This window comes from Streptomyces sp. NPDC006512 (genome assembly GCF_040611935.1).
Lineage (GTDB): Bacteria > Actinomycetota > Actinomycetes > Streptomycetales > Streptomycetaceae > Streptomyces.
Window position 1 is genome coordinate 35,396 of sequence record NZ_JBEXPG010000024.1, and the last position, 23,454, is coordinate 58,849.

Below are 23,454 nucleotides of genomic sequence, written 5' to 3' on the forward strand. Positions count from 1 at the left end.
GATGCAGACGCTGCTCCTGGCCCTCGTTATCGCATTGGTCCTGGGCGGCACGAGCTACGCGTGCATGGCGCACCCGTCGTTTACGGCCTCGATCGCGGCGGTCGAAGGGGTCGGCTCCGCCCCGGCCACGGCATTCGCCGTCGCGATCCGCCGCCGTGACATGCCCCGGCCCACGCTGGGGATCCTGGGAGGCCGCCGCGGCACCGGGAGCTGGGGTACACGCGGATCCTGCTGAGCTCTTCCCGCTGTCGTCATCTCCGACGAGCGAACGATCACGACATCTCCGCCGGAACCAGCGGGCCCCCGCTGGAGGTCCGCGATCCGGCCTGGGACCGTAAGGTGTGCCGACTCGGGCAGGCGCTGCGGCTCACGCCAGGCGGCTTGTCCTCACAAGTCAGGCGAATCGACTGCTCAACGACTTGTGCGCCGCTTCATGCGCCCCCATGCCGCTCCTCAAATGCGCCTTTGTGCACCTTCGTTCAAGCGCGGAGGAAACTCGGGTGGAAGCGGTCCACCTCGTGCAGAAACCGCATGTGAGATGGGGTCCTCGCTCATCTTCCGGCAGCAAGTGACTCCGGGTGATACGGGTTTGGGGGAACAGGTCACCGCGAGTGAAGTCATGACGTTGACCGGTCCCGGCACCTGCACGGACATGCGAACCGGTAGGCTCATCCCATCTCTCTTCCGGCGGTGCTGCCGGTAGGCGACTTAAGGGCCAACCGGCCCTATTCCGCCTATGGAAGGGAGCGAGTCGGATGACCGACTCCGGATGGTCGAAGGACCGGGACGACGAAGTTCCGGACCCGCAGGGTCAGGGCGATCCCCCGGCTCCGACGGGCCGGGAGGACGATGAACCGAGCCGGGGCCCCTCGGAGCCGGAAGGTATCTCGTCGTCGCGCTGGTCCTGGATCCTCCGAGCTGCAGACATGCTTCAGCTTGTGAACCAGATACTCGACCTGCTCAACGGCAACGGCGGATGAGGTAGTAGCCTCACCCGCCGCCTGATGCCGAACCGGCGCGGACCCGCGTTCGAGATTCCCAGTCATGGACGCGGGTCATTCTCTTGTTCGGCAAGTAGTCACATTCCAACCAGGCGCTGCGAGGAACGTGTTCCCGCAAGCATCCCGCTGATGGGACGACCTTGCCGGTCGTACACCCCTCAATGGAACACGTTTTGACCCTAAGCGATACCCCAGCTGGTCCGTGACCAGGGCGAACGCTACCGATAGCACCTACGAGTGAATCCTAAGGCGCCGAGTTGCTCCTAAACGGTACCTTGGCCTCTCCGGCGGAGCCATAGGGGGGAGGCGTCGATGGCGCGTGGAACGGCCAAGTTCGCCCCAGACATCCTGAAACAGTTACGCGCGAGTAGGCAAGTGGACGGCCGGCTGCTCAGCGCCGCCGACCTCGCCGAGCGCCTGAAGACCTCCAAAGCCCGAGTGCTGGCCTACGAAGCCGGTACCTCGACCCCCGAACCCGGTCGCATCATTCAGATTGCCCAGGTATTCGCGGTACACCCTCGTGAGTTGTACGAGCCGAACAGAGTCCAGCGGGAGCAGATCAGAGATCTCCGCTGCTACGCCGGTCTCACCGCCGACGAACTGGCCAAGTGCCTGAACATCAGCCGCGCTGCCTACCGGGACATCGAACGCCATGCGACTCTCCCGGTCCGGGACGACGGCACCCTTCCCCTTCGCCTTGCCGAAGCGCTCAAGATCCCACTACCGATGATCCATCGCGCCCTGGACAACCACCCCGTGGCCCAGCAACGCCGCGAAGCCATAGCCGGACATCTCCAGGAGATCTTCGCCCGAGCTTCGGAGGCGTACAGGCCGGCTGTCGTCAACCCCGACGAAACCGCCCTTCTGGCCATCGCCGCTCTGCTGCGACGTCCGGCCAGCGTGGTCTGCCGCCTGGTGAACCATGAGCTCAACAACTACCGCTTTCGTCTGAAGCGCCTTGAGATCGCCCGCCTCGACGAGGCTTATGCGCAGACCCCTCGCTTCGCAGCCGACGCCAGGAAACGAGCCAGTAGGACGAAGGACATCATCAAGGCCCAGCCCCTTCACTCCGCCACCGTGCTTGTGCGCTTCCTCGCCGAGGCCATGACGAGCCAACAGTGGCGCATCATGGTGACTGTCCTGGAGCACGGACATGTGTGGGTGAACAGTTCCCCCTCTGACGAAGAGGCTGCGGAGGCGTGGAGAGGGCTCTCGGCCCGCGGATTCGTAGTTGCCGAACTGGAACGCCCTTCGGGCGAGCCTTCACGCATGTTGATTACCCAAGAAGGCTGGGACCGCTGTGTGGAGCACGCGGCTCGTTACGGCTGCCTCTACCCACGCATTGCCGCGCCCCCGCCGCTCCGAACCCCGCCCAGACACCTCGCCGTAGCCGCCGCTGCTCGCCGCCGTCAAAGATGACAACAGCACCCTGTGAAACGGACGGCGGCTCCCGCACCCAGGGACTTCGCGGAAGCCGAGTGGTTCGATGGGTGCGGGGCTTCTCCTGGGGCAGCGCCGCAGGCGCAAGGTGCCGTAGAGGGCTGCGGCGGCGCTGATGACGCCGATGAAACTGCTGTCTCCGACGGCGAGGTAGATGCTCGCGCAGGTGGCCAGGGCCGAGACGAGCTCAGACCTTGGCAGGGCCTGGTGCTGGTGGCACGGGATAGGTGTGCGTGGCCCCCGGCTCAAGCCCACCACTGTCGAGTGGTACGTGAAGGATCAGAGGAGCTGGCCCGCTCCACCCTGGGCTCGGCCAAGGCGTCGAGTTGCGCCGGGTGGAGCCGTTGGAGGTGCTGCTTCCGGCTGACGATCCCCACCCGGTCCGCACCGCCGGTAACAGAGGGTGGGCTGCGGGACGTGCTGAGTGCTGTTCGGGGGGTCATTGGATGAGGGTTCGTAGGGCGGCGGTGCTGGCGCCTGCGGTGGTGAGTCCGGCGATCACGGCGGTGGCGGGGTGGGTGCCGGTGAGGGCGGTGAGGCCGCCGATGATGAGCCCGAGCACGAGTGCGGTCAGCAGGACCACGGCCGTGCGCAGGGGGAGGAAGGCTCCGTTGTCGGCCGGGGGCGGGGTGGGCTGGTTGTTCTGGTGGGTTGTCATGCTTCGACCCTGGAGCCGTTGGAAGTGTTGGCCGGCACGGGGCGAACACAGCGGATGACAGTCGATCAGAGAGTGTTCACCGCGGTACATCTGGCTTGTTCCGCGGAACAGGGCCGCTCCCGGTCCGGGCTGTTCCGGGGTGTTCGCGAAAGTTCCCTACTGTTCCGTCGGCAGGCCTTTACCCTGCTGGACAGGCACCGGCAGGGGGGACACCGGCGTGATCGACAGCACCGACGCGGGACAAGGCACGGACACTTTCAAGGCCGCCCTCGCCGAGCAGGCACGGCACCTGCGCCGACTGAAGGTGGAACGCGGCAACCCCTCGCTACGCCGGATCGCGTTACGGGCGGCGCGGATCAGCAGCGGGACGGAGTTGCCGATCGCCACGCAGAGCACGGCCTTCGCCGGCACGCGGTTCGTAAGCGTCGACAAGATCATCCTGTTGGTTCGGACCCTGATGTCCTGGGACGCGGACGGCGAGGAGATCTCCGCCCCGGCCCGCACCGACCCCGTACTCGACGAATGGCGCAACCGGTGGCGCGCGACAGCGGAACTACGCCCGGGCCGCCGGAACGGCGCTGCCCCAGCCCCCGCACCCCGAGAGGGCGATCCGACTCTGGCCGGCGAGGTGCTGGCGGGCCCCACGGCGGCTGGCGTGCCCCGCCAGGGTGGCCCGCCGCCGCGGCCAGGATCATCGCTCGCGGTCAGAGCGCTCCTGCACGCGGCCCGGGCAGGAGCGCTGGCATTGCCGCCCCTGCGGACCGGTGTGGTGTTCTCGGTGGCGTTTTCGCCTGATGGCTCGCTGCTGGCGACCGCCACCTTCCACCCCAGCGGTAGCACGGTGCGGTTGTGGGACCCGGTTACCCGCACCCTCGTCCGAGGCTCGGTCACCGACCACAAGGCTGCGGGATTCTCGGTGGCGTTTTCGCCCGATGGCTCGCTTCTTGCGAGCACCGACTTCGAAGGCATGGTGCGGTTGTGGGACCCGGTCACGTGCACCCCTGTCGGAGACCCTCTCACCGGTCACACTGACTTTGTGCGCGGGCTGGCGTTCTCTCTTGACGGCTCGCTTCTTGCGAGCGGCGACAGCGATGGCATGGTGCGGTTGTGGGACCCGGTCACCCGCACCCCTGTCGGCGACCCCTTCGCTGGCTTCGACGGCATGGCGAACTCGCTCGCGTTCTCTCCTGATGGCTCGCTGCTGGCGATCGCCGGGGCAGATGACGACATGCGGTTGTGGGACCCGGTCACCCGCACCCCTGTCGGGGACCCTCTCACCGGCCACGTCGGTGAGGTGGTCGCGGCGTTCTCGCATGATGGCTCGCTGCTGGCGACCGCCGGCGCCGATGGCATGGTGCGGTTGTGGGATCCGGTCTCCCGCACCCTTGTCGGGGAACCTTTCACGGGCCACGACGGTGAGGTGGTCGCGGTGGCGTTCTCTCCTGATGGCTCGCTGCTGGCGACCGCTGGCGCCGAGGATGGCACGGTGCGGTTGTGGGATCCGGTCTCCCGCACCCCTGTCGGTGAACCCTTGGCCACCCGTCACAATGCGGCGGTTACGGTGTCGTTCTCACCTGATGGTTCCCTCCTCGCGGCCGCCAGCTTCGAAAAGAGGATCTTCGAATCCGAAGACAACCCAGAGATCGACAAGGACGCCATCGAGGATCTCGGCGTTGTGCAGCTGTGGGTGGTTCCCGGCGATACCCCGTAGGTGCCCGCAGCTGGCTGGCGTGAGCGGCCCGCCCCATGCTGAAGGCGGTCCGGGGCATCGAGCGCCCACGTACACGCGGATCCTGCTGAGCTCTGTCTCCAACGGCGAGGTAGATGCTCGCGAAGGTGCCAGGAGGGCGGAACCGGGTGCACCAGCGTCGCCGTCGGCGAACTCTAGGTCATGGGCGAGTACTAGCTCTGGCCCGTTTTCCCTATAACTCGCGATGTCATCAAGAGTGTGGCCTGGCCGCGCCACGATTGACGATCATGAAAGTGCCCCACGGTGTGGGACAGAAATGAGGGGGCAATGGGCATCGTCGGAGACAGCCTCGATCGGGCCGGACAAGCGCACAGCACCCGTCCGATCCCCAAGTCCGCGGGCGCGCAGATGCGGTACTTGGTCCGCCAGGAGTAGAACACCAAGGCCGTGGCCGCTCTCCTGGGGATCTCGCAGCGCACCGTCGAGCGGTACGTGAAGGACCAGATCAAGCAGCCCAAGCCAGCCCTTGGGGAGCGCATGGAGGTCGAGGTCCGGCGTCGCTGGCAGCCCCTGGTCCGCAGGCGCGCCCGGGAGCGGGCCGCGAAGTCCACGGGCCTGGTCATTGAGACCCGGGTCCGGTTCGGGTTCACCGCCGCCCCCGGAACCACCGACGACGGGCGGATGCGGCGGATCACCCAGCACCTCCCGCCGGAGTTCGCGGGCCGGCTCCTCGCCGCCCATGATGCCGGTGCCTCCGAGGCTGAGCTGCAACAGCTCGCCGCCGCAGGGCTGCAAGAGGTCTATTTCAAGGATGGTGGCGGCCGTGCGGATGGGCTGCTGGTCGAGTTCACGGACATCGACTACGTCGACGTGAGTCTGTGATCCACGACAAGGCTTGATCTCGGGGTGAACATCTTGCGTGCTCCACCCCATAACTGAAGGGGAGGGGGAGGGGCCGGTAGGCGCCTGCACTCTTGGTACACACCAGGGACATGCCGATCTCGACACGTTCGCCCTGTGCTCGGATGACCTCGATGACGAGAAGAACGACGTAATCATGACAGTCATGGCGGCATCGACTCCTTGGAGTCACCTTCGGCACTGTCTGTAGGCCGTCCCCATCTGCCCGCGTACGTAGCCTTTTGGCTACCCACTTGATGGAGATGTCTCGCCTTCTGGCAGGCAACGAAAGTTGCTTTCGAAAGGTGGCGCCAAACCCATGTTCGAGTGGATCGGCGCAGCCTGAGCGGCCGTCCGAGGCGCGTGACCTGGGCGTTACGGGCGAGGCGGTACGGAACGCAGAGGTCAGGGGCTGATGCCGTTCGGCGCGACACACCGAGTGGTGAAAATCCACCCCAACCCAAGATTTAGTGGTTGGTTGCCCTTCGCCGCCCACAAGTTGTGGTCCCCGGGCCGGTGGGGGACCCCAACTGCTCGTAGACTGTGGTTACTTCGAGGGCTCCCCCTCTCGCACCTTCACCGAGCGCGGTGTTGGGGTCCCAGCCATGGGACGTTTCGGGAGTACTCGGAGGTGCAGATGACGAATGCGGTGCAGGACAAGGAGCGGGACGAACGGCGGCTGTCGATCCGGCAGGCGTTGATCGACTGGTCGGCGGTCGTGCCGGTGCTCGTCAAGCTGGTGGAGTGGGTGGTGCAGAACGTCTGACGGCGTTGTGGACCGGACGTTGGCAGGGCTCAGCAGTGAGCCCGGCCGAGTGATAGACGGCCGGGCCCAGTAGCACTGCCACTGCGTGAAGGGGTTGGTCCGGTTGCACCCGGGCTGGCCCCTTCACTGCGTACTTGCTAGCTAGCAAGTACGCAGGTCTCCACTGTAGCGAGGTTGCCCACGAGGGTGGACACCCTGTCCGCCTTCGTGGACAGGTGCCGCAGCGCCGGCAGAGGCTGGCTGCGACGTCACCCAGAGCCTCAGGGTGGTGATTCCGCCCAGGTCTCGGGCCCGCCGCCGCGCCATTCCGTCAGCTCTCCCGTTAGGTCGAAGGCCTCGGGGTCCTCCATCCCCGCGTCGCGGAGGAAGTCGAGGATGTCCGATGGGCGGTGGGCGACGCCGATCGACTGGCCGTCCCAGCGGATGCGGCGCCAGCCGTTCTCGTCGGGCGGGTAGATGACCAGACGTGGCACGGGCATGCCCCCACCCTCAGCCGCCTTGCCAGCGAGGGCGCGCGGCCCAGTCCATACGGGTGAGGGTCGGCCCCGCAGAGCGGGACCGACCACATCAGGTTCGTTTCTTCCTCAGCTTTCCTAATGGAGCGACGGAGAGCTCTTTGATGACGCCTAAGGAGATGATGAGATTCGCGGCAAATTCAATTACTGTCACTAGAGTTGAGATATCCACTGGAATTCCTTTAGTCGATTCGATTTGCTGTTCTCTCATTTTATAGGTGAATGCGAGCGCCGCGATCGGCTACTCTGAAGATGGGAATGTAGCGACGTTCTGAATTTCTCGAAGGTGTCTGACTGACCGTCAGCTAGGTGTGTTTTCGTGGTGGGTGGAGTGTTGGGGGAGGACCGGAGGGCGCGTGGGGTTCTGTGCCGCCCGTTCGCCTCCCGGAACATCCACGGGTAATAACCCCAGTTCAGAGGCCTGGAGACGACCCGTCAGGACTGCTCAGGAGCCCTCCTAGTTGGGTCCCGTGCCCGCCGCGCGGGCCGCTGGCAGGAGCGGAGGGGCCGGGCGGGGTGGGCACGAGACCGGCCCGGGGCAGGGGAGCGCAGCGACCAGGCCCCCGCGGCCGCGCAGCGGCCCGCCCAGGGCGAAGCGCAGCGAAGCCCACGGGGGAACCCGCGAAGCGGATTCCCTACTCGTGGTCACGTTGGAGCACGACAAGTTCGGTGGCCGACTCCGAGTTCTACCCACCTGCATGGACGGCTTTCTCCTCGACACCATGCTGGCCTTGTCGAAGCTCCGTACCAAGGAGCCCGCACTGGAGAAGGCACTCCGCTCCCTGGAGGACGGCGTCGATGTTGTGATCGTCGACTGCCCCCCGTCGCTGGGAACGACGATGGACACCGCCCTCTACTACGCCCGTCGCCGCGACGGCGAGGAGCAGGGCGTTTCTGGCGTGATCATCCCCGTGCAGGCGGAGGACAGCTCGGCCAAGGCATTCATGATGCTCGAAGACCAGATCTCAGCTCTGGAGGAGGATCTCGCCCTGGAGGTCGACTACCTCGGTTTCGTCGTGAACATGTACGAAGCTCGCCGCGGCACCGTGGCCACAACCTCCCTTGAACGCTGGGAAAAGATGGAGCATCCCCCGCTCCTCGCCGTGATCGGCGACCTCACGGAACAACGCGAAGCAGTCCGTATGCAGCAGCCGCTACTCAGCCGGTCTCGGTCCCGGTCCCTCGGGACGGAGCAACCACCGCGGAGCAGCAGGCTGATAACTCAGTTATCACCAGCGGAGGCGAGGAGGGCCTCACCACCTCACCGCCGAGGGCCGGTGATAACTCAGTTATCACCACTCCGGCACAGGAGACGGTCGCCCGCCCGCCCACGTCGTCCACTCACGCCGTGCTCCTTCCGGCCTTGTGGAATCCCCTCCCTGATCTTTCGCAGCTGGCAGACCTCCTCCGAGAGAAGCTCGATGCCGATCAGCGGCTCATGCTGGCGAACCTCATCGTCGACTGACAACGGAGCACTTGCTTCCACGTGGTGCCCCGGGCAGACCCGGGGCACCACGCATGTTCAGCATCCCCAGACCCCTGCAAAGATCGGAACCATGGGACAGGTAGTCAGGCGGGACCACAGCCTTGAAGGATGGAGCCTCAGCCAGTGATCCAGCTGACACGTACGCACCGGATACTCATCGGCGTCGTCGTCATCGGCGCCGTGATCATCGCGGGCATCGGTTTCGCAGGTTCGTACGCGGCGGTGCGCGCCCTGGCCGTACAGAAGGGCTTCGGCGGCTTCTCGCTGGTGTTCCCGATCGGCATCGACGCGGGCATCTGCGTCCTGCTGGCGCTGGACCTGCTGCTCACCTGGATGCGAATCCCCTTCCCGCTACTGCGTCAGACCGCGTGGCTGTTGACCGCGGCGACGATCGCGTTCAACGGCGCGGCGGCCTGGCCGGACCCGCTCGGTGTCGGCATGCACGCCGTGATCCCGATCCTGTTCGTGGTCACCGTCGAGGCCGCCCGGCACGCCGTGGGCCGGATCGCGGACATCACCGCGGACCGGCACATGGAGGGCGTGCGCATCACACGCTGGCTGCTCTCCCCCGTCCCCACCTTCAAGCTGTGGCGCCGGATGAAGCTGTGGGAACTGCGCTCCTACGACCAGGCCGTCACCATGGAACAGGACCGGCTCATCTACCAGGCCCGCCTCCAGGCCCGATACGGACGGGCCTGGCGCCGCAAAGCTCCCGTGGAAGCGCTGATGCCGCTGCGCCTGGCCCGGATCGGGGTCCCGCTGTCGCAGACGGCCGCGACAGGTCTCGTTGCCGCGGGCCTGGAGCCCGTCCTCGTCCGGGAGCCGGCTGCGGTTCCACGGCACGAACTGACCATCGAGCGGGCTGACGTGTCGCCGGAGCACGCGGTCGGGACCGGGGCTTTGATCGACGGCCCGCAGCCGGCTCCAGCCGGCGCAGTGCAGACGATCGAAGGTATTCAGGCGCTGTCCCCGGAGGACATGTTCGAGGCCTACCGGTCCTTCGCCGCGGCAACCGGAGTCCTGCCGGACGCCGGAGCCTTCGCCCAGCACTTGGCCGACGCGTACGGAGTGCGCGACTCCGCCACGGGCGAACCCCTCCCGGCGGCTGAGGTCGAGCTGCTCCTGGCTCCGGCGGAATCAGCCGTGACCGATGACCGACAGGCCCGCGACCGGGTCGCCGAAGCGGTGGCCGATGCCTCGGTCGCGAACTTCGCCAGCGGTGGCCGACCGGCCGACGGATCGGCCACCGCCGCGGCGCCCGATGGGCGAGTGGCCGATGGGACGAGCACGGACTTCGGGGTCGGTGGCCGACCGGCCTATGGGCAGGCGATCGACGCGGTGGCCGATGGCGGGGAGGTGCCGCCGGTGGCCGATCGGCCATCGGCCACACCCCATCCGTTCTTCACCCCCCGAGCCTCCCTGACCGAATCAGCATCGGAGCCGGAGACCGAAGCCGCCACCGACACACCGTCGGCCACTCCGGCCGCTCCGGCGAACCCGGCCGTATCGGCCGGCGCTGCCGAGAGGCTGCCCCGACAGATCAGCCGGCCCGCGCCGGACCCGTTGCAGGATCAGCTGTGGGAAGCGACGTCCACCGATTCGGGTGCCACGGCGGCACGACTGCCGGCAGAACAGGTCGAGGACGAGGAGCTCACGGAGGCGGACCGCCAGATCCAGCTCGTGGTCACCTGGTTGACCGAGGCCGAAGCCGCGGGGGAGAAGCTCGCAGGGGCGGAGGTGGGCCGCCGGCTCGGCGTCCCGACCCGCACCGGGCTGCGCCGCCTCAAGAGCGCCGCGCAGCAACTCGAAGAACACCGGCGCCAAGCCGGCCGCGCACACCTGCGCTCGGTGAGCACGAACGCCTGACCGCACCCTGAGGCGGCGCCCGAACCTCCGATCGGCCACACCCTGACTCGGCTCACACGACGCAGGAGCGGGTGCGACGAACCCGGCTTCCGGTGGCCGATCGGCCATCGGCCACCACTCTCCATGGTCGGCCAACGGCCGGCCCGTGGCCGATCGGCCATCGGCCACGGCCGATCCCGTCGGCATCGGCCACCCCCGTCGGCCAACCCCGGCGACCGTCGAATGGCCGATGTCGACGCCGGTGGCCGATCGTCGGCTGGTGAGTTTGGCGGGTGGCCGGTGAGGTTCTTGGTGAGGTGGCCGTCGCCTGGCCGGTGAGGTTTTCGGTGAGGTCCCGGTGGCCGATCGCCGGCCGGTGAACTTGGGCCCGTGGCCGGTGAGGTTCTTGGTGAGGTGGCCGTCGTCTGGCCGGTGAGGTTTTCGGTGAGGTCCCGGTGGCCGATCGCCGGCCGGTGAACTTGGGCCCGTGGCCGGTGAGTACGTACCTCACCACCGACCGCCCGACGGACTTGTCCGATTCGGATCCAGCGGTGACCGCGTTCGACGATCATCGTCAGGGGCGTAAGTCGCCTCCTGCGAATGGGAAACGGGAGATCGGATCTGCATGGACACGGTGCTGCGAATCGACACGGACGGCGCGGCGGTCGCTCTGCCCTGGCCCGACGACGACAGCGAACGACGACAGACCGTGCGCGCGGCTGTCGGGGGCCCCTCGGATCGCGCTGTCTACCACCGGCGCGCCCACCTCCACGTCCACGGAAGCGGGCAGAGCGAATGCCCGATGAACCTGCCCGCGTGGGTCCTGGCCTCCCTCTGGCGGGGCATCGACATCCCCTACGGCCTGTACGGGGACGTTGTCGTGACCGGACCGGACATCGAGCCCCTCGACGCGGACATGGTCGACGAGGTGCTGTCCGTGTGCGCCGCGGTCGCGGAAGTACGCCAGGAATGGAGTTCGCGGCCGCCGGTGGGAGAGGCGCAGGCCCGCGCGGAACTCCTCGCGGCCGGACGGCATGTGCTGTCCCGCTGTCGTGCCGATGCGGGCCGTTAGGTCCGGGGTTCTCGTCTTCAACCGCAGTACGAGAGGGCCGAACCCCCGATGCCGGGGTCCGGCCCTCTCGCTTCGATCTGTGCTCTTGGTCGAGGTCTTGCGTCAGGCCACGGTGACCTGCCGTGCGGGCGACGGGACGGAAAGCACGTGCCTGATGGTGTCCTCGGTGATGTCGTCGAGGGTGATGTCGTAGGTCCGTGCCATCTTCTGGATCCGCGCGACCGTCTTGTGGACGGCCGCCGTGTTCTGCGCGGTCCAGTGGATAGTCAGGAGATCGCGGTAGAGGACCTCGGACGTCACCTCGACGCCGAGCGCCCGATCGACGGCGCGGCGGGCGGCGTCGAGATCGGGCTGCTTCCCGTCGGCGTGCCAGCAGGCCAGCGTGTGCGCGGTATCGGTGATCCGGGCCATCATCTCCTGGACGACGGGCTCGGCCCACGGCGGCGTACGCCCGTCGAACGGCGTGCCCCTGACCAGAGCCATGGCGGCCTCAAGGTCCGCGATACCGGTGCTCGGGCCGGCGGCGAGACCACGTGAGGCCAACGTCTTGAAGGCCTGCCAGTCGGAGATGACCGTGGGGTGGAAGGTGTAGCCGGCGCCACGCGTCGGCCGGGACAGCAACGGCTGGCCGTCGGCGGTCGTCCCGATCGCGCCGCGCAGCTCCGACAGACGGGAGTGCAGCGTACTGGTGCTCCAATGATTGACCGGGTCGATCATCTGGCACAGGGATTCGACGCCGCGACCGGGCCGCAGGTGGATCAGGGCGGCGACGGCGGCAGTGCGGGGGGAGTGCGCGGACACGGCGGTGCCCGTGATCCGCAGCGGCCCGAGCATCTCGATCCGCACGAAGTTCTCCGCCGCGGTGACGGGCGCCGGGGGAGTGGCCGGGGGAGCGGCGAGCCTACCGTCGGAGTGGCCGCCGCTCTGGTTCGGTACGGAGGTTCCGACCGCGGGTCCGGTCGCTTCGGGAGCGGACGTCTCGGTATCGGACGTCTCGGGATCTGACCCCTCGGACGGGTTCTCCGCTTCCTCGGTGGCCTGGGGTGCGGTCGGTGCTCCGGTGGGGGCCAGACCGGCGAGGAGCGCGGCGTAGGGCTTGCCCGGGTCCGTGGCGTCCTGGCTGGTGACTCGAATGGTGAGCGGCGTCCCGGAACCGGCGGCCTGGCCGTGGCTCTCGCTGAACTCCCACGCCCCGGTCGCCGGGGTGGCGGCCTCGGTGGTGACCTGGAGGGCGTGCACGTATTGCAGGTACTGCTCGTCGGAGACCCGCTGGAGCGTCACCAGCAGGTCGAGGGGGTCGAGGCGGGCGTCGGTGTCACGGGTGACGTCGAGGACCTCGGCGGCCGGGAACACGCGACGGGTGGCCGGGGTGGCGGGCAGGACCACGGCCGTGAACAGATCGCGGGCGGCGGCGAGGGCGTCGGCGAGTTGGGTCACGTGCTCCTCGTCGTGGTCCCCGGCACCGATCACCATCCAGGGGAGGGCCTGGCCGCCGTTCTGGTGGGCTTCGAGGAGGAGTTCGCCGAGGTCGGCGGCGACGGCGGGCAGGTGGGGCATCGTGCGGATCCGGCCCTGGGGCAGGAGCGCTGCGAGCCGGCTCCCGAGGCCTGCGGTGATGATCTCGCTGTAGTCGGTCCAGGCACACGTACCGAGCTCCAGGGCCAACGCCCGGGCAACTTCGAGGACCTCGTCCTCGGTCCCGTCCAGGAGCAGCACGCGGCAGGTGGTCAGGTCCGCCAGGAGCAGCCCGTCCTCACTCGCCCCGAGCGTGACCAGCCCGGGATACGGGGCGTGGACGTCGGCCAGATCATCAGCGGCCGGAAGAATCGCCTTGCCGTCCAGGACCCATGTGCGGGCGTCGGTTCCGGCGACGAACGGGGCGCACGGCGGTGCGGGCTCGTCGAGGAGCAGGGTGACGCCGCCGGCGGCGAGGTGGGCGCCCCGCAGGGTCGGGAGCTCGACGTCGGTCTCGGCGGCCTGGTGGGCCAGAGCGCGCAGCACCCGGTCGAGGAGTTCGACGCCCCGATGTTCCGCCGCGGCCGCCAGAACCTGCTCGGTCTCGGTGGGATCGGTGTCCTGGGCGATGGTCTGACCGGCACGACGGGCCCGCTGCTGAAGGATCCGACGCACACCGAGAGCCCCGGCGAGCGAAGCCGCCAGGAGAGTCCCGATCCCGCCGACCAGAACCCAGTTGACGCGATCGGCCGCGGGCAGCGCCTCGACCTGGGTGGCGGACGCGCTCGGCCGCGCCGGGGCCGGCTGCTTGGGTACCTGGGCGGTCGGTGACGTCGTCGGCGTGCGCTGAGGAGCGGACGACGCAGCCGGTGCGGTCGCGGTCGGTGCCGTGGTGGGCGCTGTGGTGGGCGAGGCCTTCGCCGGGGGCGTGGGGGAGGGAGCAGTCTGCTCCGGGGGTGTGGGTGCCGTCGCCGATGGGGTGACGGCGGGGGGCGGCGTGGGGACGGCGGGGGCCTCGACCCGTCCGGCCGGCGGGACGTCCTCGGGCTTGGCGGTGTCACCGGGCTTGGCCGTTTCCTGGGGCTTTGCTCCGTCGGGCAGGGTGAGTTGCTGGCCCGGGTAGATCAGGTCGGGGTCGGTGAAGACCCCGCCGTCGGGCAGGGCGGCGCCCTTGTTGAGCTCCCAGATTTCGGGGAAGCGGTCCCGATTGCCTAGCTGTCCTTCGGCGATGCTGGACAGGCTGTCGCCGTCGCGCACCGTGTACGCCGACGCCACCGACGCTTCACCGCGGGTGCCTTGGGCCGCGAGGCCGACCGTCGGCGCGGCAGAGGCCGCCGCCGGCACTTCGGTCCTGACGGCCGACGTCGGAGCCGGGGCCCTGGGCGTGGTGGCGGTGGGGGGCAGGTGCAGGATCCATCCGGGATGGATGGGCTGGTCCGCGTCGAAGACTTGGCCGTCTGTCATGGTCCGGCCGGCGTTGAGGGCGGCGATGTCCGTCCACTTCTCACCGTCACCGAGGCGCTGTTCGGCGATCGACCACAGGCTCTCGGCCGGTCGCGCGTCGCGCACCGTGTGGGTCACCTGCGCCTCGGCCGTCGTACCGCTCGTCTGTCGGGCTTCGCTCGGGGCGCCGGGGTTGCTGGTGGCGCTCACGCCGGCCGGTTGGGCGGTGGCGGGGGGTGCGAGGGTGGGGGCGGCGAGGGCTGTGCCGGTGGGCAGTGCGACGAAGATGGCGCCGACCAGGACGGCGGCGGCCCGCTGACCGACCAGACCCCGGATCTGCGGGGCGGCACGGCCGCGGAGCTGCGCGGGGATCTCCAGCAGGACCGCGACGGCGAAGCAACCCCAGCCGATCCACCCGGCGACGGCCAGAAGGAGGAGGAAGACCTGGCCGGAGTCGTCGGTCGACAGCAGGGAGGAGAGAGCGGCGAGGCCAGGCGGGCCGACGATGGTGGTTGCCCACCACAGCAGGGCGGGCAGGCCGACGATCAGGGCGGCGAGCACGGTGAGGCTGAGCACGGCTCGGAGCATCGCGGCGACGGTGCGGGCGCCGCTGCGGGCCGGCCGGGCCGGCGTGCGTGGGAGAGTGGGCTTCGGCATGGCCGGTCCTTCTCGCATCGAGGGGCAGGGGCTATTGAGGTTGGGTGATGCCGTGCAGAAGACGGGCGCCCGCGTGGCCGGTGACGTCCATGGACCCGATCCCGACGATCGCCAGGAACTTCGTCTGGTAGCTGCCGTTGACGGTGACGGTCAGGTGGGTGCCGTCCGGGGAGAGGGCGGCGCTGCCCCGGGTGCCGGCGGCCGCGAGGTAGGCCTGGGCGGCGGCCTGGGCGGCGGCGGGGTCGACGTGGACGCCGGTACCGGTGACGGCCGCGGCGGGGTCGATGGCCTGGCCGGCGGCGCGGGCCGCCTCCATCGCGACGGAGTCCGCGCGTTCGGTGGCGCGCAGCTTGCCTCCGCCGTCGATGGCCAGCCCGATGATGCCCAGCAGAGCGATGGCGACGATGGCGGTGAACACGGCGATCCCGCCGTCGTCGTCACCCGCCCGCAGCCGGGCCCACACCGATCGAGGCCCCGGTACTTCGGTCCCCTGCGGTGCTGGTGCTGGTGCTGGTGTTGCGGTCACGGCTCATCCCTCCCGGGATCGGTGGGCGTCCACCACGGAAGTGAACCGACTGGTCAGCGTCTTGGATCCGGGCACCCCGGGCAGGAGCAGGTCGGCCATCGCGACCGTGCACGAGATCGTCACCGTGACCGTGCCGACTTCACCGAGCGGCACCGCGAGTCCGGATGTGTCGACGCTCGTACTCGTCGAGGCGCAGTGGATGCCCTGATCGGCCAGGGACCGGGCGGCCGCGGAGCTCGCCTCGGCCTGTGCCCCGGAGTGGGTGCGTGAAATGGAGGCGGCGCGGGCGGCGTCCTCGGCGGCACCGTCGATCTTCGCCCCGGAGGTGACGATCCGGCCTCCGGCGATGGCCATGCACAGCAACATGATCAGCAGCGGCGTAACGATCGCCGCCGCGATCGTCTCGCTGCCCCGATCCTCCTGGAGCCGGCTCACCCAACGGGGTGCGTTCATGGGGTGGTCCACCGTTCACGGGGTGCGCCTGCCGACTGAGAGACGCTCAGTCCGGACAGGCCCGGGATGAGGGAGGGGGCGGTGCCGGTGACCGTCACCCGGACCTCGGTTGCGGTGCTCCCGGACGTGCTGACCGTGGGGTCGCTCAGGCTGTCGCCCGCGATCCGGCCGAGGGTCTCGCGGGCCCGTGCAGCGCCCGCGCTCTCCGGCGCCTGATAGACACGGGCGGCGGCCACACCCTCGCGCGCTGCGGTCAGCGCGATGTTGCGGGCGAAGAACCACATGGAGGCCTGCACGACCGCGACCGTGATCAGGATGACGAACGGGAACACGATCGCCATCTGAATGGACGCCTCCCCCCGGTCGCTCCGCTCCTGGTCGTCTGGGGGAGGTGCCTCCCCGGCTGTGGCTCGTTCTGTGTCCGACACCCCGCCCCCTTCTCCCATGGTTCTGCTGCCACGCTTCGTTGTGCCCTGCCGTGCAGTGCTCAGATGCCGGAGAGCTTGGTGTTGTACTTGGTGACCACGATCCCGATCGTCCCGGCGATGGCGAGGGCCCCGGCGACGGCGGCGACCCAGATGATGATCGTGGTGATGGAGATGTCTCCCCGGTCCTTGTCGCTGTGCTCCTTGATCTCCTCCCAGTGCGAACGCAGCGCGAGAGACAGACGGATGGCGAGCTTCATGAGTGGACTCCTTCTCAGGTGTGTCAGGTGTTGATCATGCGGATGACGCCGGGGAACGCGATGAGGAGCATGACCAGGACAGCCATCAGGGCGCCGGGGGCGGTCATCTTCTCCGAGTTGGCGTTCGCTGCGGCGGCTTGGGCGGCGAGCAGCTCGGTGCGCAGGTTCTTCGCGCGGGAGCGCAGGGTGGAGTAGACGGAGGCGCCGTCATCAGCGGACTGCCGCATGATGGCGGCGAGATCGTCGAGAACGGGCAGGTCGAGTTCGGCGGTGAGCCGGGCCAGGGATTCCCAGTGCGGGACCTTGTCGACACGGGAGCGGGCCAAAGCCTCCTGGATGCGCTGGAAGGCCCATCCCTTTCCCACTTGGGCGGCCTGTTCCATGGCCTGCTCGGCGGACACGTTCCCGGCCCGGCGCAGTGCGACGAGGTCGAGGTAGGCGGCCATGGCGTGCGCGAACTCGGCCCGTGCCCGCTTGGCCTTGTCCCGCAGGGCAAGGTCGGGGGCGAACCACAGCACGACGCCGGCGAGGATTCCCACGATCGCCGGGAGATACAGCGGCACCCCCAGCAGCAGGAGCGGGATCGTGGACAGTGGCGGAAGCAACAAACCGGCGCCCGCAAGCGCCACCTTCGTCAGCAGGAAACGGCCCGGGGTGGTGCCGACCAGGGCGAGGTCCTTGTAGGGGATCCGTACGCCCGGGGCTTCGGCGAGGCGCTCCAGCAGCCACTGTCCCCAGCGTTCGTCACGGTCGGCCTCCGCGTTCAGGACGCGGGGTTGGGCCGGCTCGTTGAGACGGCGCAGCGCCGGACCGAGGGCGGGGGCCGGGCGCAGGATCTCGCGGACCGCGAGGGCCACGCCCGCGCCGATGACAGCGCCGGTCAGGATCGCCGCGACGGGCGTGGTCATACGATCGCCTCCTCGTTCTCGGGTGCCTCGTCGAGGACGGGGGCGGGGCCGATGGCACTGCGCGGGTCGGCGATCAGGAACCGCGGGGTGGGCTTGGTGTCGGCGATCTGCCGCATGAGGGCGAGGACCCCGACGAAGCCGGCCGACAGAACACCCAACACCAGCTGCCCGAGCAGGGTGCCGTAGGGGGCGGTGTAGGAGGGAACGAGGAATCCGGCGCCGATGACGCCGAGGGTGATGATGGTCATCCACCGCATCGTCGTGCGGGGCTTGGCCCGGTCCGCCTCGATCACCCGACGTCGGGCGACCTCCTCGTGGACGGACTCCGCGAGGTCGTCGAGAGCCTGGGCGAGACCGGGGCCGCGGTCGGCCGCCGACATCACAAGCGCGGCCACCACCTTGTCGGCCGTCACATCGTCGAGGGCGTCGCCGAGTTCGCGCAGCGCGTCGGCGGGTCGCCATCCGACCTGGAGCCGGTCGACAAGATCGCCGACCTCGCCGGCGATCTCCTCCGGGCATCCCTTGCGGGACACCTGCAAGGCCTCGTCGAGGCCGCGACCGAGGCGCAGCACGTTGGCCAGGCGCTGCGTCCACTCGCCAAGGGCCTCCAGCTTCCCGATCCGGGCCGTGGCGGACTTGGTGGGGGAGAGCAGCCACGGCACGCCGATCACGGCGAGGAACACGAGCGCGGCGGCGATGAACACGCCGGTCACCAGCCACAGCAGGATCCCCGCCGCGGCTCCGACGGCCAGCCGGGTACGGCGGACCATCTTCTCGTCGCGGCCCGCGAGCCGGCGGCCCGCGCGCAGTCGGGCGGCGATCCCGGGTCCCTTGGGGGCGGTCGTACCGACCACACCGGCCACGACACCGACCACACCGGCCGCGATGGCGAGTCCGGCCAGCACCCACATCAGCAGCGTCGTCATACCGACACCTCCGGAACCAGCAACGGCAACGCCGTCCCCCAGGCCCCAGTGGGCGCGTCGAGGAGGGACATGTCGAAACCGGCACGCCGCAGATCGTTGACGCAGCGCGGGAGCATGAGGGGCACCGCCCGGTGCTCGCCCCACTCCGGGCGCGGCCCGAAGATGGTGTTCGTCTCCGGACGCCCGCCCTCGCCGATGCCGGTGACCTCCAGGACGTGGGAGATGAACCGGTGCCGGTGCCCGCCGATCCGCGTCTCGTCGATCTGCCCGACGAACACGATGAAGTCGAGTCCGTTCGCGGCCTGCCGGTAGGCGAGCGCCTCGGACATGTTCGCCTGTGCCAGCAGATACAGCTCCGCGATCCGGTCGAAGACCACCGACGGGCGGATGGCGTGCAAGGTGCACAGGTTGCCGCCCGCGCCGTTCGTCATCGCCTGGAGCATCGCCACGATCTCCGGCCCACGAACCTCACCGACCACGATCCGCGTCAGCGTCATACGCAGCGCCCGGTACATCAGATCCATCAGCGTGATCTCACCCGCCGCTACCCCGCCGACGACCTCGCCGTTCGACTCGCGGGCCTCCATCGGCACGACCTGCCGGTGGTATCCGTTCTCGTGGGCGAACAGCTCGTACTCCGTCTCCAGAGTCGCGAACCGCTCATCGGGATCAATCTCCCGCAGTAGTGCCCGCAGCAGGGTGGTCTTTCCCGCCGCCTGCCCGCCGACGACCATGATGTTCTTCTCCGCGCGCACGCACGCCCGCAGGAACTCCTCCAGCGTCGTATCGAGCATGCCCCTGGACACCAGCGCGGGCAGATCCGCGTCACGCATGCTGTGCCGGCGGATCGTCACATAGGTGCCGGGGGTGACCTCGGTGACGGCCTGAAGCCGCGATCCCTCCGACAACCGCAGCGCCAGGAACGGGTCCGCCGTCGACAGACTCCGCTCCGACTGGCCGGTCGTGCGCCGGGCCAGATCGTGCAGGAGCTCGCGCAGCTCCTCGTCGGAGTCCGCCACCTGCGGCACCTGGACCCGACGCCCATCGGTGAAGTCGAGCCACACCTCGGAGTACGAGTTGATGAAGATGTTCTCGACGAGCACATTGTCGAGATGCGCCTGGAGCCGGCCGGCACGGAACTGAAGGTCGAATACGGCCTGCGCGATGGCCGCGTCCTCGGCCCCACTGGTCGCCACGCCGCGCTTGATGGCCTCGGCGTCCGACCATATGGCGACCTGCTCGGCAATCAGATGACGACCCTGCTGCTCCCGCGAAGCCTCCGAAAGCCCCGGCCGGGCCCGCAGCAGGTCGGTCAGCCGCTCACCGACTTCCTTCTTGATCAGCCGCACCGCCGCATAGTCCAGCGGCGGAGCAAAAGCGCTCGGCGTGGGGGCGACGACCGCCGAGACCGCCGGAACGGCTGCCGCCGGGCGTACGGCATCCGGTCCCCAGCCCGCCGGCGGAACCGATGCGGGCGGGACCTGCCGGGTGGGTGAGGGACGCGCTTCGGCCAGCCGGGCGGCGAGGGAACCGCGGGGGTCGTGATGGATGGGGTTAGCGCGCATTGGTGACCGCCTGTCCCGCTGTCGGCGGGGCCAGACGCGAACGCCGGATCTCCACCATCTCCTGCACCCGCACCGCCGCCGACCGCGCCGACCGCATGAACGGACTCGCCTCAAACCGGCGAGGCTGCTCCGCCCCGTCCGACAACACCGCAGCCTCCTTCGGCCGCCACGGCATCACCGCCACCACCTCGACCTCCAACCGCTTGCGAACCTCGTCCCGGGAGAACGGCCCCTCATCGACCAGGACCATGGCGACATCCGCCCCCGCCCCCAGCTGCTCCCGCAACGCCTTCAGCCGCACCTGCGCGCTTTGCAGGCTCCTCAACGTGTTCCGCGCGACCAGCAGCACGACGTCGGCGCGCTGCGCCAGGACGCCCGACGCTCCGAAGGCTCCTCGACGCCCGAGGTCCACCAGGACATCGTGGCCGTGGTCCTCGATCCCGGCGAACAGGCCGGCGAGCGGCCGCCAGACCGGCTCCATCGCCGACGCGTGCGCCGGGTCGTACAGGCCGGGCAACACCAGCCGGTCACGGGTCTCGGCGTCGGTGATGTCCACCAACTGCCGCCAGAACGCATCACCCAACTGTCCCTGCCGGGAGGCGACGGCCAGATTCCGCAGACCGTGTGAGTTGTCCAGGGTGCCCTGGAGGGCACCGGGCAGGATCGCCCCGCCGTCGGGGTCCGCCTCGGCCAGGAGCACGCGGTGGCCCTCCGGCATCGGCCACGTCAACAGGAGCGCCATCGCGGTCGTGGTCACTCCCGGGGCGCCGAGCCCGCCCGCCAGCGCGATGACGGTCATCAGCCCTCCTGCGGCGCGATGATCAAAGCCACCGCACCCGTCGCCACCCGCGCGGCCAACGTCGGCCCATCACTGGCCGGCACCGCCACATCGATCACGACCACACCCGTCGCCGGAGCGGCCACACCCACCGCCACCACCGTCGCCGGCAACGTCTTCGGCGCCACCGCCGCCTCACCCGGCTTGCCACCGTTCGCGGCAGCTGCCTGGGCCGGGTCGGGAGTCGAGACGATCAACACCTTCGCCCCCGGCGCCAGCCGGCTCCCCGGGAGCTGCGACGGCTTCAACGCCACACCGACCAACTGCTCACCTGCCTTGACCAGGGACGTCGAGGTCACCTGTCCCGGCGACAGCAGGGAACCGGCCTTCAAGGCCACCGCCGCGCGCCGGCCGACGATCCCGCCCTTCTTCGCCACCGGGACGGCCTTCACCGCCGGATCCAGCGCCATCGACGCGGGCGCCAGATCCGCATCCGTGATCGCCGCGCCCACCTGCACATCACGCGCCACCACCAGCACACTCGACCGCTGCCCGGACGCGGTGAACAGCAACGCACCGGACAGACCCCCGGCCGCGATCAAAGCCACGGACAGAGCGATCAGCCCAGGCCGACGACGTCGCTGACGAACGACACGCGGCGCCGACGCCGGGCTACCGACAGGACCACCCGGACCGGGAACGGGAGCACGACCCTGCGCGGGCGTGACGGTGCTGCTCACGAGCGATGCCTCCAAGAAGAGGGGGGAGAAAGAGGAGAAAGAGAGGAGGGGGAGGGGTGGGGTTACTGGCCGACTACCTGGACTTCGCCCACGGCGATGTCCACTGCACTGGAGCGGACTTCCGTCAGCTGGCCGCTCTGTCCTCCACCGGTCCAGTCGATGGTCCAAGTCGAGGTGGCGGTCACGCGGTACTTCCCGGGGCTCGCGTAGCGGTGCCCACAGTCCGGCGACGGGTTCTTGCCGAACGAGGCGTTGTAGGGCGTGCCCGGGGTGGTGCAGACGACGGACTTCCCGTCACCCATCACCCACACGATCTTCGACACCTTCGCCGTCGCCGTAACCGTCACGGCACCGGCCGACGCCGACGCGACATTCGGCCCGTACGTCTCGGGGCCGGTCGCCGTCCACATGTAGACCGGCATCCCCACGACACCGACACCACCCGGCTTCGGCACGATGCCGATCGCCGGAGGAGACAGCAGCATCGAATCCACCGCACGCTGCGCCAGCACCGCGGGATCGACCGCCACCGCGCCCGGCGGATCCTGCGCCCAGAAGGCCCGCCCCGCACCTACCAGGGCTTCGCCCTGGAGACCGTTCCCGATGCCACAGGGGTCGAGGTAGATCGCGCCGTCACCAGGCGCATGCCCCTGCCACAGGGTGCTGTCGGCCGGTGGAGGGGGCTCCAGCAGACGGAAAGAGCAGTCCTCACCCATCCCGTCGACGTTGCTCCCGGACCCCTTCGAGGACCCGCCCGACTTCCCTCCCCCCGACCCGGCGGGCGGCCTGCCGCCGCTGTTGCCGCGGTCGTTGGCTTCGAGGCACACGCGTTTTCCGCAGTCGTCGACCTTGACCGGATCATCCGCGTAGGCGGTCGACATGCCGGCGGCGAGGAGGGCGACCGCGCCGAGCACGCACCCTCCTTTTCTCAGCACGCCTTCCCCTCTTGGTTGTCCTCCAGAACCATCCAGCCGTTCGGCCACTTCTCGACGATCACGGTGTTGACGTAGCGCAGCAGCCGGGACTCGGGCAGCTTCACCTCCGTCCCGCTGGACTTCTCCACGGGCTTCCACTGGCTGATGTCCAGACAGTCCGTGATGACGGCGGTCTTGAGCTTCGCCTCCGGCTTGAAGGTGACCACGATGTTCGAGTGCTGCGGCTTGCCCGCGAAGATCCGTCCGCCCTTGCGGTACTGCGCGAGATCCTGCTGGTTCTGCACGAGGGCCGTCCCCGTGACGACTTTGCCCAGCTCCGAGTGTTGGGGGTCGGCCGTCGAGTAGGCGGCGGTCAGTACGTCCCAGTACCTCGTGTACGCCGTCTGCACCTCCGCCTTGTCGGCGGCCTCGGGGTCGACGGACACGCTGGGGGCGGCCGACGGGGTGGGGGCGACGCTGCTGGCCGGGGCGCTCGGGGCGGCGGCCTTGTTGTCCTTGCTCTCGCCGGTGCAGCCGGCCGTAAGGGCTGTGGCCGCTGCGACGACGGCGACGGACGTCAGGAGTCGGCGGCGGGCGGTGCGGGTCTGGTGCGGTCGTGCCGTGGTCACGGAGTCTCCCCGGGTCACCTTGTCGGACGGGACTGAGAGCACCGGTCCGAACCATGTAAATCGCTGCTGCAACGTGTCTGCGCTGTCTTGTGATGTGTACCTATCCGGCACCCTACGACCTCAACGGTCCAGGACCTATGGGGTTCTTGAGGCTCAGATGATCGAACGTCACTTTTGCCCATGAATGCCGGTCGGTCGCCTGCGTGCAAGGCTGTGAGGTGCGACTTTCGTCTTCAGTCGTTCGCACGGGCGGATTTCGGAAGCTCCCCGCCTGGGTGTGGCCCGAACGCTTCGTTCTGGCTTGTTCTTTGCTGCTGATAATGGTTGCGGTCGGACCTCACCGGTCTCCTCACCACCGAAGCTCACCGACGTCACGATGCCGCTTCGGCGAAGTTCACCACT

Annotated in this window: 21 protein-coding genes and 1 pseudogene; 8 read left to right on the plus strand and 14 right to left on the minus strand. The window is 69.1% G+C overall.

Translation table 11 applies throughout. The features are described from left to right. Positions 1 to 755 precede the first annotated feature (755 nt). Both ABZZ17_RS18355 and ABZZ17_RS18360 read left to right on the plus strand, forming a co-directional pair. Positions 756 to 980 (plus strand): hypothetical protein, encoded by a 225-nt coding sequence (locus ABZZ17_RS18355; RefSeq protein ID WP_356877189.1) that lies wholly within the window; start codon positions 756 to 758, stop codon positions 978 to 980. 333 nt (positions 981 to 1,313) lie between these two features. Then, positions 1,314 to 2,420 carry a helix-turn-helix transcriptional regulator gene (locus tag ABZZ17_RS18360; protein ID WP_356877191.1) on the plus strand — a complete coding sequence of 369 codons (1,107 nt, stop codon included), beginning with the start codon at positions 1,314 to 1,316 and terminating at the stop codon, positions 2,418 to 2,420. A 460-nt stretch (positions 2,421 to 2,880) separates the two neighbouring features. On the opposite strand, the gene ABZZ17_RS18365 is transcribed toward ABZZ17_RS18360, so the two are convergent. Beyond that, positions 2,881 to 3,099, minus strand: coding sequence for a hypothetical protein (locus tag ABZZ17_RS18365; RefSeq protein ID WP_356877193.1), 219 nt, complete (start codon positions 3,097 to 3,099; stop codon positions 2,881 to 2,883). 217 nt (positions 3,100 to 3,316) lie between these two features. Between ABZZ17_RS18365 and ABZZ17_RS18370 the strand changes: the two genes are divergently transcribed. The 3 genes and pseudogenes from ABZZ17_RS18370 to ABZZ17_RS18380 all read left to right on the plus strand — a co-directional run bounded on the left by ABZZ17_RS18370 (position 3,317) and on the right by ABZZ17_RS18380 (position 6,455). Further along, positions 3,317 to 4,810 carry a WD40 repeat domain-containing protein gene (locus ABZZ17_RS18370; RefSeq protein ID WP_356877195.1) on the plus strand — a complete coding sequence of 498 codons (1,494 nt, stop codon included), beginning with the start codon at positions 3,317 to 3,319 and terminating at the stop codon, positions 4,808 to 4,810. A gap of 306 nt (positions 4,811 to 5,116) precedes the next feature. Further along, a pseudogene (locus ABZZ17_RS18375) lies at positions 5,117 to 5,671 on the plus strand (XRE family transcriptional regulator). A 655-nt stretch (positions 5,672 to 6,326) separates the two neighbouring features. Next, on the plus strand, positions 6,327 to 6,455 hold the full coding sequence (locus ABZZ17_RS18380; RefSeq protein WP_356877197.1) for a hypothetical protein: 129 nt from the start codon (positions 6,327 to 6,329) through the stop codon (positions 6,453 to 6,455). A gap of 260 nt (positions 6,456 to 6,715) precedes the next feature. On the opposite strand, the gene ABZZ17_RS18385 is transcribed toward ABZZ17_RS18380, so the two are convergent. Next, positions 6,716 to 6,934: a hypothetical protein gene (locus tag ABZZ17_RS18385; RefSeq protein ID WP_356877199.1), complete on the minus strand. Its 219-nt coding sequence runs from the start codon at positions 6,932 to 6,934 to the stop codon at positions 6,716 to 6,718. A 677-nt stretch (positions 6,935 to 7,611) separates the two neighbouring features. Between ABZZ17_RS18385 and ABZZ17_RS18390 the strand changes: the two genes are divergently transcribed. From ABZZ17_RS18390 to ABZZ17_RS18400, 3 genes are all read left to right on the plus strand, one after another. Beyond that, positions 7,612 to 8,583, plus strand: a complete 972-nt coding sequence (locus ABZZ17_RS18390; RefSeq protein ID WP_356877201.1) for a ParA family protein — start codon at positions 7,612 to 7,614, stop codon at positions 8,581 to 8,583. Then, on the plus strand, positions 8,565 to 10,322 hold the full coding sequence (locus ABZZ17_RS18395) for a DUF2637 domain-containing protein (protein ID WP_356877203.1): 1,758 nt from the start codon (positions 8,565 to 8,567) through the stop codon (positions 10,320 to 10,322). The genes ABZZ17_RS18390 and ABZZ17_RS18395 overlap by 19 nt, the downstream gene beginning before the upstream one ends. A 604-nt stretch (positions 10,323 to 10,926) precedes the next feature. Further along, positions 10,927 to 11,373, plus strand: a complete 447-nt coding sequence (locus ABZZ17_RS18400; protein WP_356877205.1) for a hypothetical protein — start codon at positions 10,927 to 10,929, stop codon at positions 11,371 to 11,373. Between the two features lie 102 nt (positions 11,374 to 11,475). Here the strand turns inward: ABZZ17_RS18400 and ABZZ17_RS18405 are convergent, their stop codons facing one another. The 12 genes from ABZZ17_RS18405 to ABZZ17_RS18460 form a co-directional block, all read right to left on the minus strand. Then, on the minus strand, positions 11,476 to 14,928 hold the full coding sequence (locus ABZZ17_RS18405; protein ID WP_356877207.1) for a LysM peptidoglycan-binding domain-containing protein: 3,453 nt from the start codon (positions 14,926 to 14,928) through the stop codon (positions 11,476 to 11,478). A gap of 31 nt (positions 14,929 to 14,959) precedes the next feature. Beyond that, complete coding sequence (locus ABZZ17_RS18410; RefSeq protein ID WP_356877338.1) at positions 14,960 to 15,379, minus strand: pilus assembly protein TadG-related protein; 420 nt, start codon at positions 15,377 to 15,379, stop codon at positions 14,960 to 14,962. Between the two features lie 78 nt (positions 15,380 to 15,457). Next, entirely contained in the window at positions 15,458 to 15,907 is a 450-nt protein-coding gene (locus tag ABZZ17_RS18415; protein WP_356877208.1) for a TadE/TadG family type IV pilus assembly protein, read from the minus strand. After that, on the minus strand, positions 15,904 to 16,254 hold the full coding sequence (locus tag ABZZ17_RS18420) for a TadE family protein (protein WP_356877340.1): 351 nt from the start codon (positions 16,252 to 16,254) through the stop codon (positions 15,904 to 15,906). The genes ABZZ17_RS18415 and ABZZ17_RS18420 overlap by 4 nt, the downstream gene beginning before the upstream one ends. A 140-nt stretch (positions 16,255 to 16,394) precedes the next feature. Further along, complete coding sequence (locus ABZZ17_RS18425) at positions 16,395 to 16,592, minus strand: hypothetical protein (RefSeq protein WP_356877210.1); 198 nt, start codon at positions 16,590 to 16,592, stop codon at positions 16,395 to 16,397. 23 nt (positions 16,593 to 16,615) lie between these two features. Further along, entirely contained in the window at positions 16,616 to 17,500 is an 885-nt protein-coding gene (locus ABZZ17_RS18430) for a type II secretion system F family protein (RefSeq protein WP_356877212.1), read from the minus strand. Further along, complete coding sequence (locus ABZZ17_RS18435; RefSeq protein ID WP_356877214.1) at positions 17,497 to 18,426, minus strand: type II secretion system F family protein; 930 nt, start codon at positions 18,424 to 18,426, stop codon at positions 17,497 to 17,499. The genes ABZZ17_RS18430 and ABZZ17_RS18435 overlap by 4 nt, the downstream gene beginning before the upstream one ends. Continuing rightward, positions 18,423 to 19,991, minus strand: coding sequence for a CpaF/VirB11 family protein (locus ABZZ17_RS18440; protein ID WP_356877216.1), 1,569 nt, complete (start codon positions 19,989 to 19,991; stop codon positions 18,423 to 18,425). Before ABZZ17_RS18440 ends, ABZZ17_RS18435 begins: the two co-directional genes overlap by 4 nt. After that, the gene (locus ABZZ17_RS18445) at positions 19,981 to 20,790 is read right to left on the minus strand and encodes a hypothetical protein (RefSeq protein ID WP_356877218.1); all 810 of its coding nucleotides are present in this window, start codon (positions 20,788 to 20,790) and stop codon (positions 19,981 to 19,983) included. Before ABZZ17_RS18445 ends, ABZZ17_RS18440 begins: the two co-directional genes overlap by 11 nt. Next, complete coding sequence (locus ABZZ17_RS18450) at positions 20,790 to 21,377, minus strand: SAF domain-containing protein (RefSeq protein ID WP_356877220.1); 588 nt, start codon at positions 21,375 to 21,377, stop codon at positions 20,790 to 20,792. The genes ABZZ17_RS18445 and ABZZ17_RS18450 overlap by 1 nt, the downstream gene beginning before the upstream one ends. A gap of 194 nt (positions 21,378 to 21,571) precedes the next feature. Continuing rightward, entirely contained in the window at positions 21,572 to 22,423 is an 852-nt protein-coding gene (locus ABZZ17_RS18455; RefSeq protein ID WP_356877222.1) for an ATP/GTP-binding protein, read from the minus strand. A 14-nt stretch (positions 22,424 to 22,437) separates the two neighbouring features. Beyond that, positions 22,438 to 23,052, minus strand: a complete 615-nt coding sequence (locus ABZZ17_RS18460) for a hypothetical protein (RefSeq protein WP_356877224.1) — start codon at positions 23,050 to 23,052, stop codon at positions 22,438 to 22,440. Positions 23,053 to 23,454: the final 402 nt, after the last annotated feature.

Excerpts from the sequence above, each read along its gene's own strand:
- ABZZ17_RS18355 (WP_356877189.1), top strand. The coding sequence starts at position 756 with ATGACCGACTCCGGATGGTCGAAGGACCGGGACGACGAAGTTCCGGAC.
- ABZZ17_RS18395 (WP_356877203.1), top strand. The coding sequence starts at position 8,565 with ATGGAGCCTCAGCCAGTGATCCAGCTGACACGTACGCACCGGATACTC.
- ABZZ17_RS18405 (WP_356877207.1), bottom strand. The coding sequence starts at position 14,928 with ATGCCGAAGCCCACTCTCCCACGCACGCCGGCCCGGCCGGCCCGCAGC.
- ABZZ17_RS18360 (WP_356877191.1), top strand. The coding sequence starts at position 1,314 with ATGGCGCGTGGAACGGCCAAGTTCGCCCCAGACATCCTGAAACAGTTA.
- ABZZ17_RS18385 (WP_356877199.1), bottom strand. The coding sequence starts at position 6,934 with ATGCCCGTGCCACGTCTGGTCATCTACCCGCCCGACGAGAACGGCTGG.
- ABZZ17_RS18440 (WP_356877216.1), bottom strand. The coding sequence starts at position 19,991 with ATGCGCGCTAACCCCATCCATCACGACCCCCGCGGTTCCCTCGCCGCC.
- ABZZ17_RS18365 (WP_356877193.1), bottom strand. The coding sequence starts at position 3,099 with ATGACAACCCACCAGAACAACCAGCCCACCCCGCCCCCGGCCGACAAC.
- ABZZ17_RS18400 (WP_356877205.1), top strand. The coding sequence starts at position 10,927 with ATGGACACGGTGCTGCGAATCGACACGGACGGCGCGGCGGTCGCTCTG.
- ABZZ17_RS18435 (WP_356877214.1), bottom strand. The coding sequence starts at position 18,426 with ATGACGACGCTGCTGATGTGGGTGCTGGCCGGACTCGCCATCGCGGCC.
- ABZZ17_RS18445 (WP_356877218.1), bottom strand. The coding sequence starts at position 20,790 with ATGACCGTCATCGCGCTGGCGGGCGGGCTCGGCGCCCCGGGAGTGACC.
- ABZZ17_RS18415 (WP_356877208.1), bottom strand. The coding sequence starts at position 15,907 with ATGAACGCACCCCGTTGGGTGAGCCGGCTCCAGGAGGATCGGGGCAGC.
- ABZZ17_RS18425 (WP_356877210.1), bottom strand. The coding sequence starts at position 16,592 with ATGAAGCTCGCCATCCGTCTGTCTCTCGCGCTGCGTTCGCACTGGGAG.
- ABZZ17_RS18430 (WP_356877212.1), bottom strand. The coding sequence starts at position 17,500 with ATGACCACGCCCGTCGCGGCGATCCTGACCGGCGCTGTCATCGGCGCG.
- ABZZ17_RS18380 (WP_356877197.1), top strand. The coding sequence starts at position 6,327 with ATGACGAATGCGGTGCAGGACAAGGAGCGGGACGAACGGCGGCTGTCG.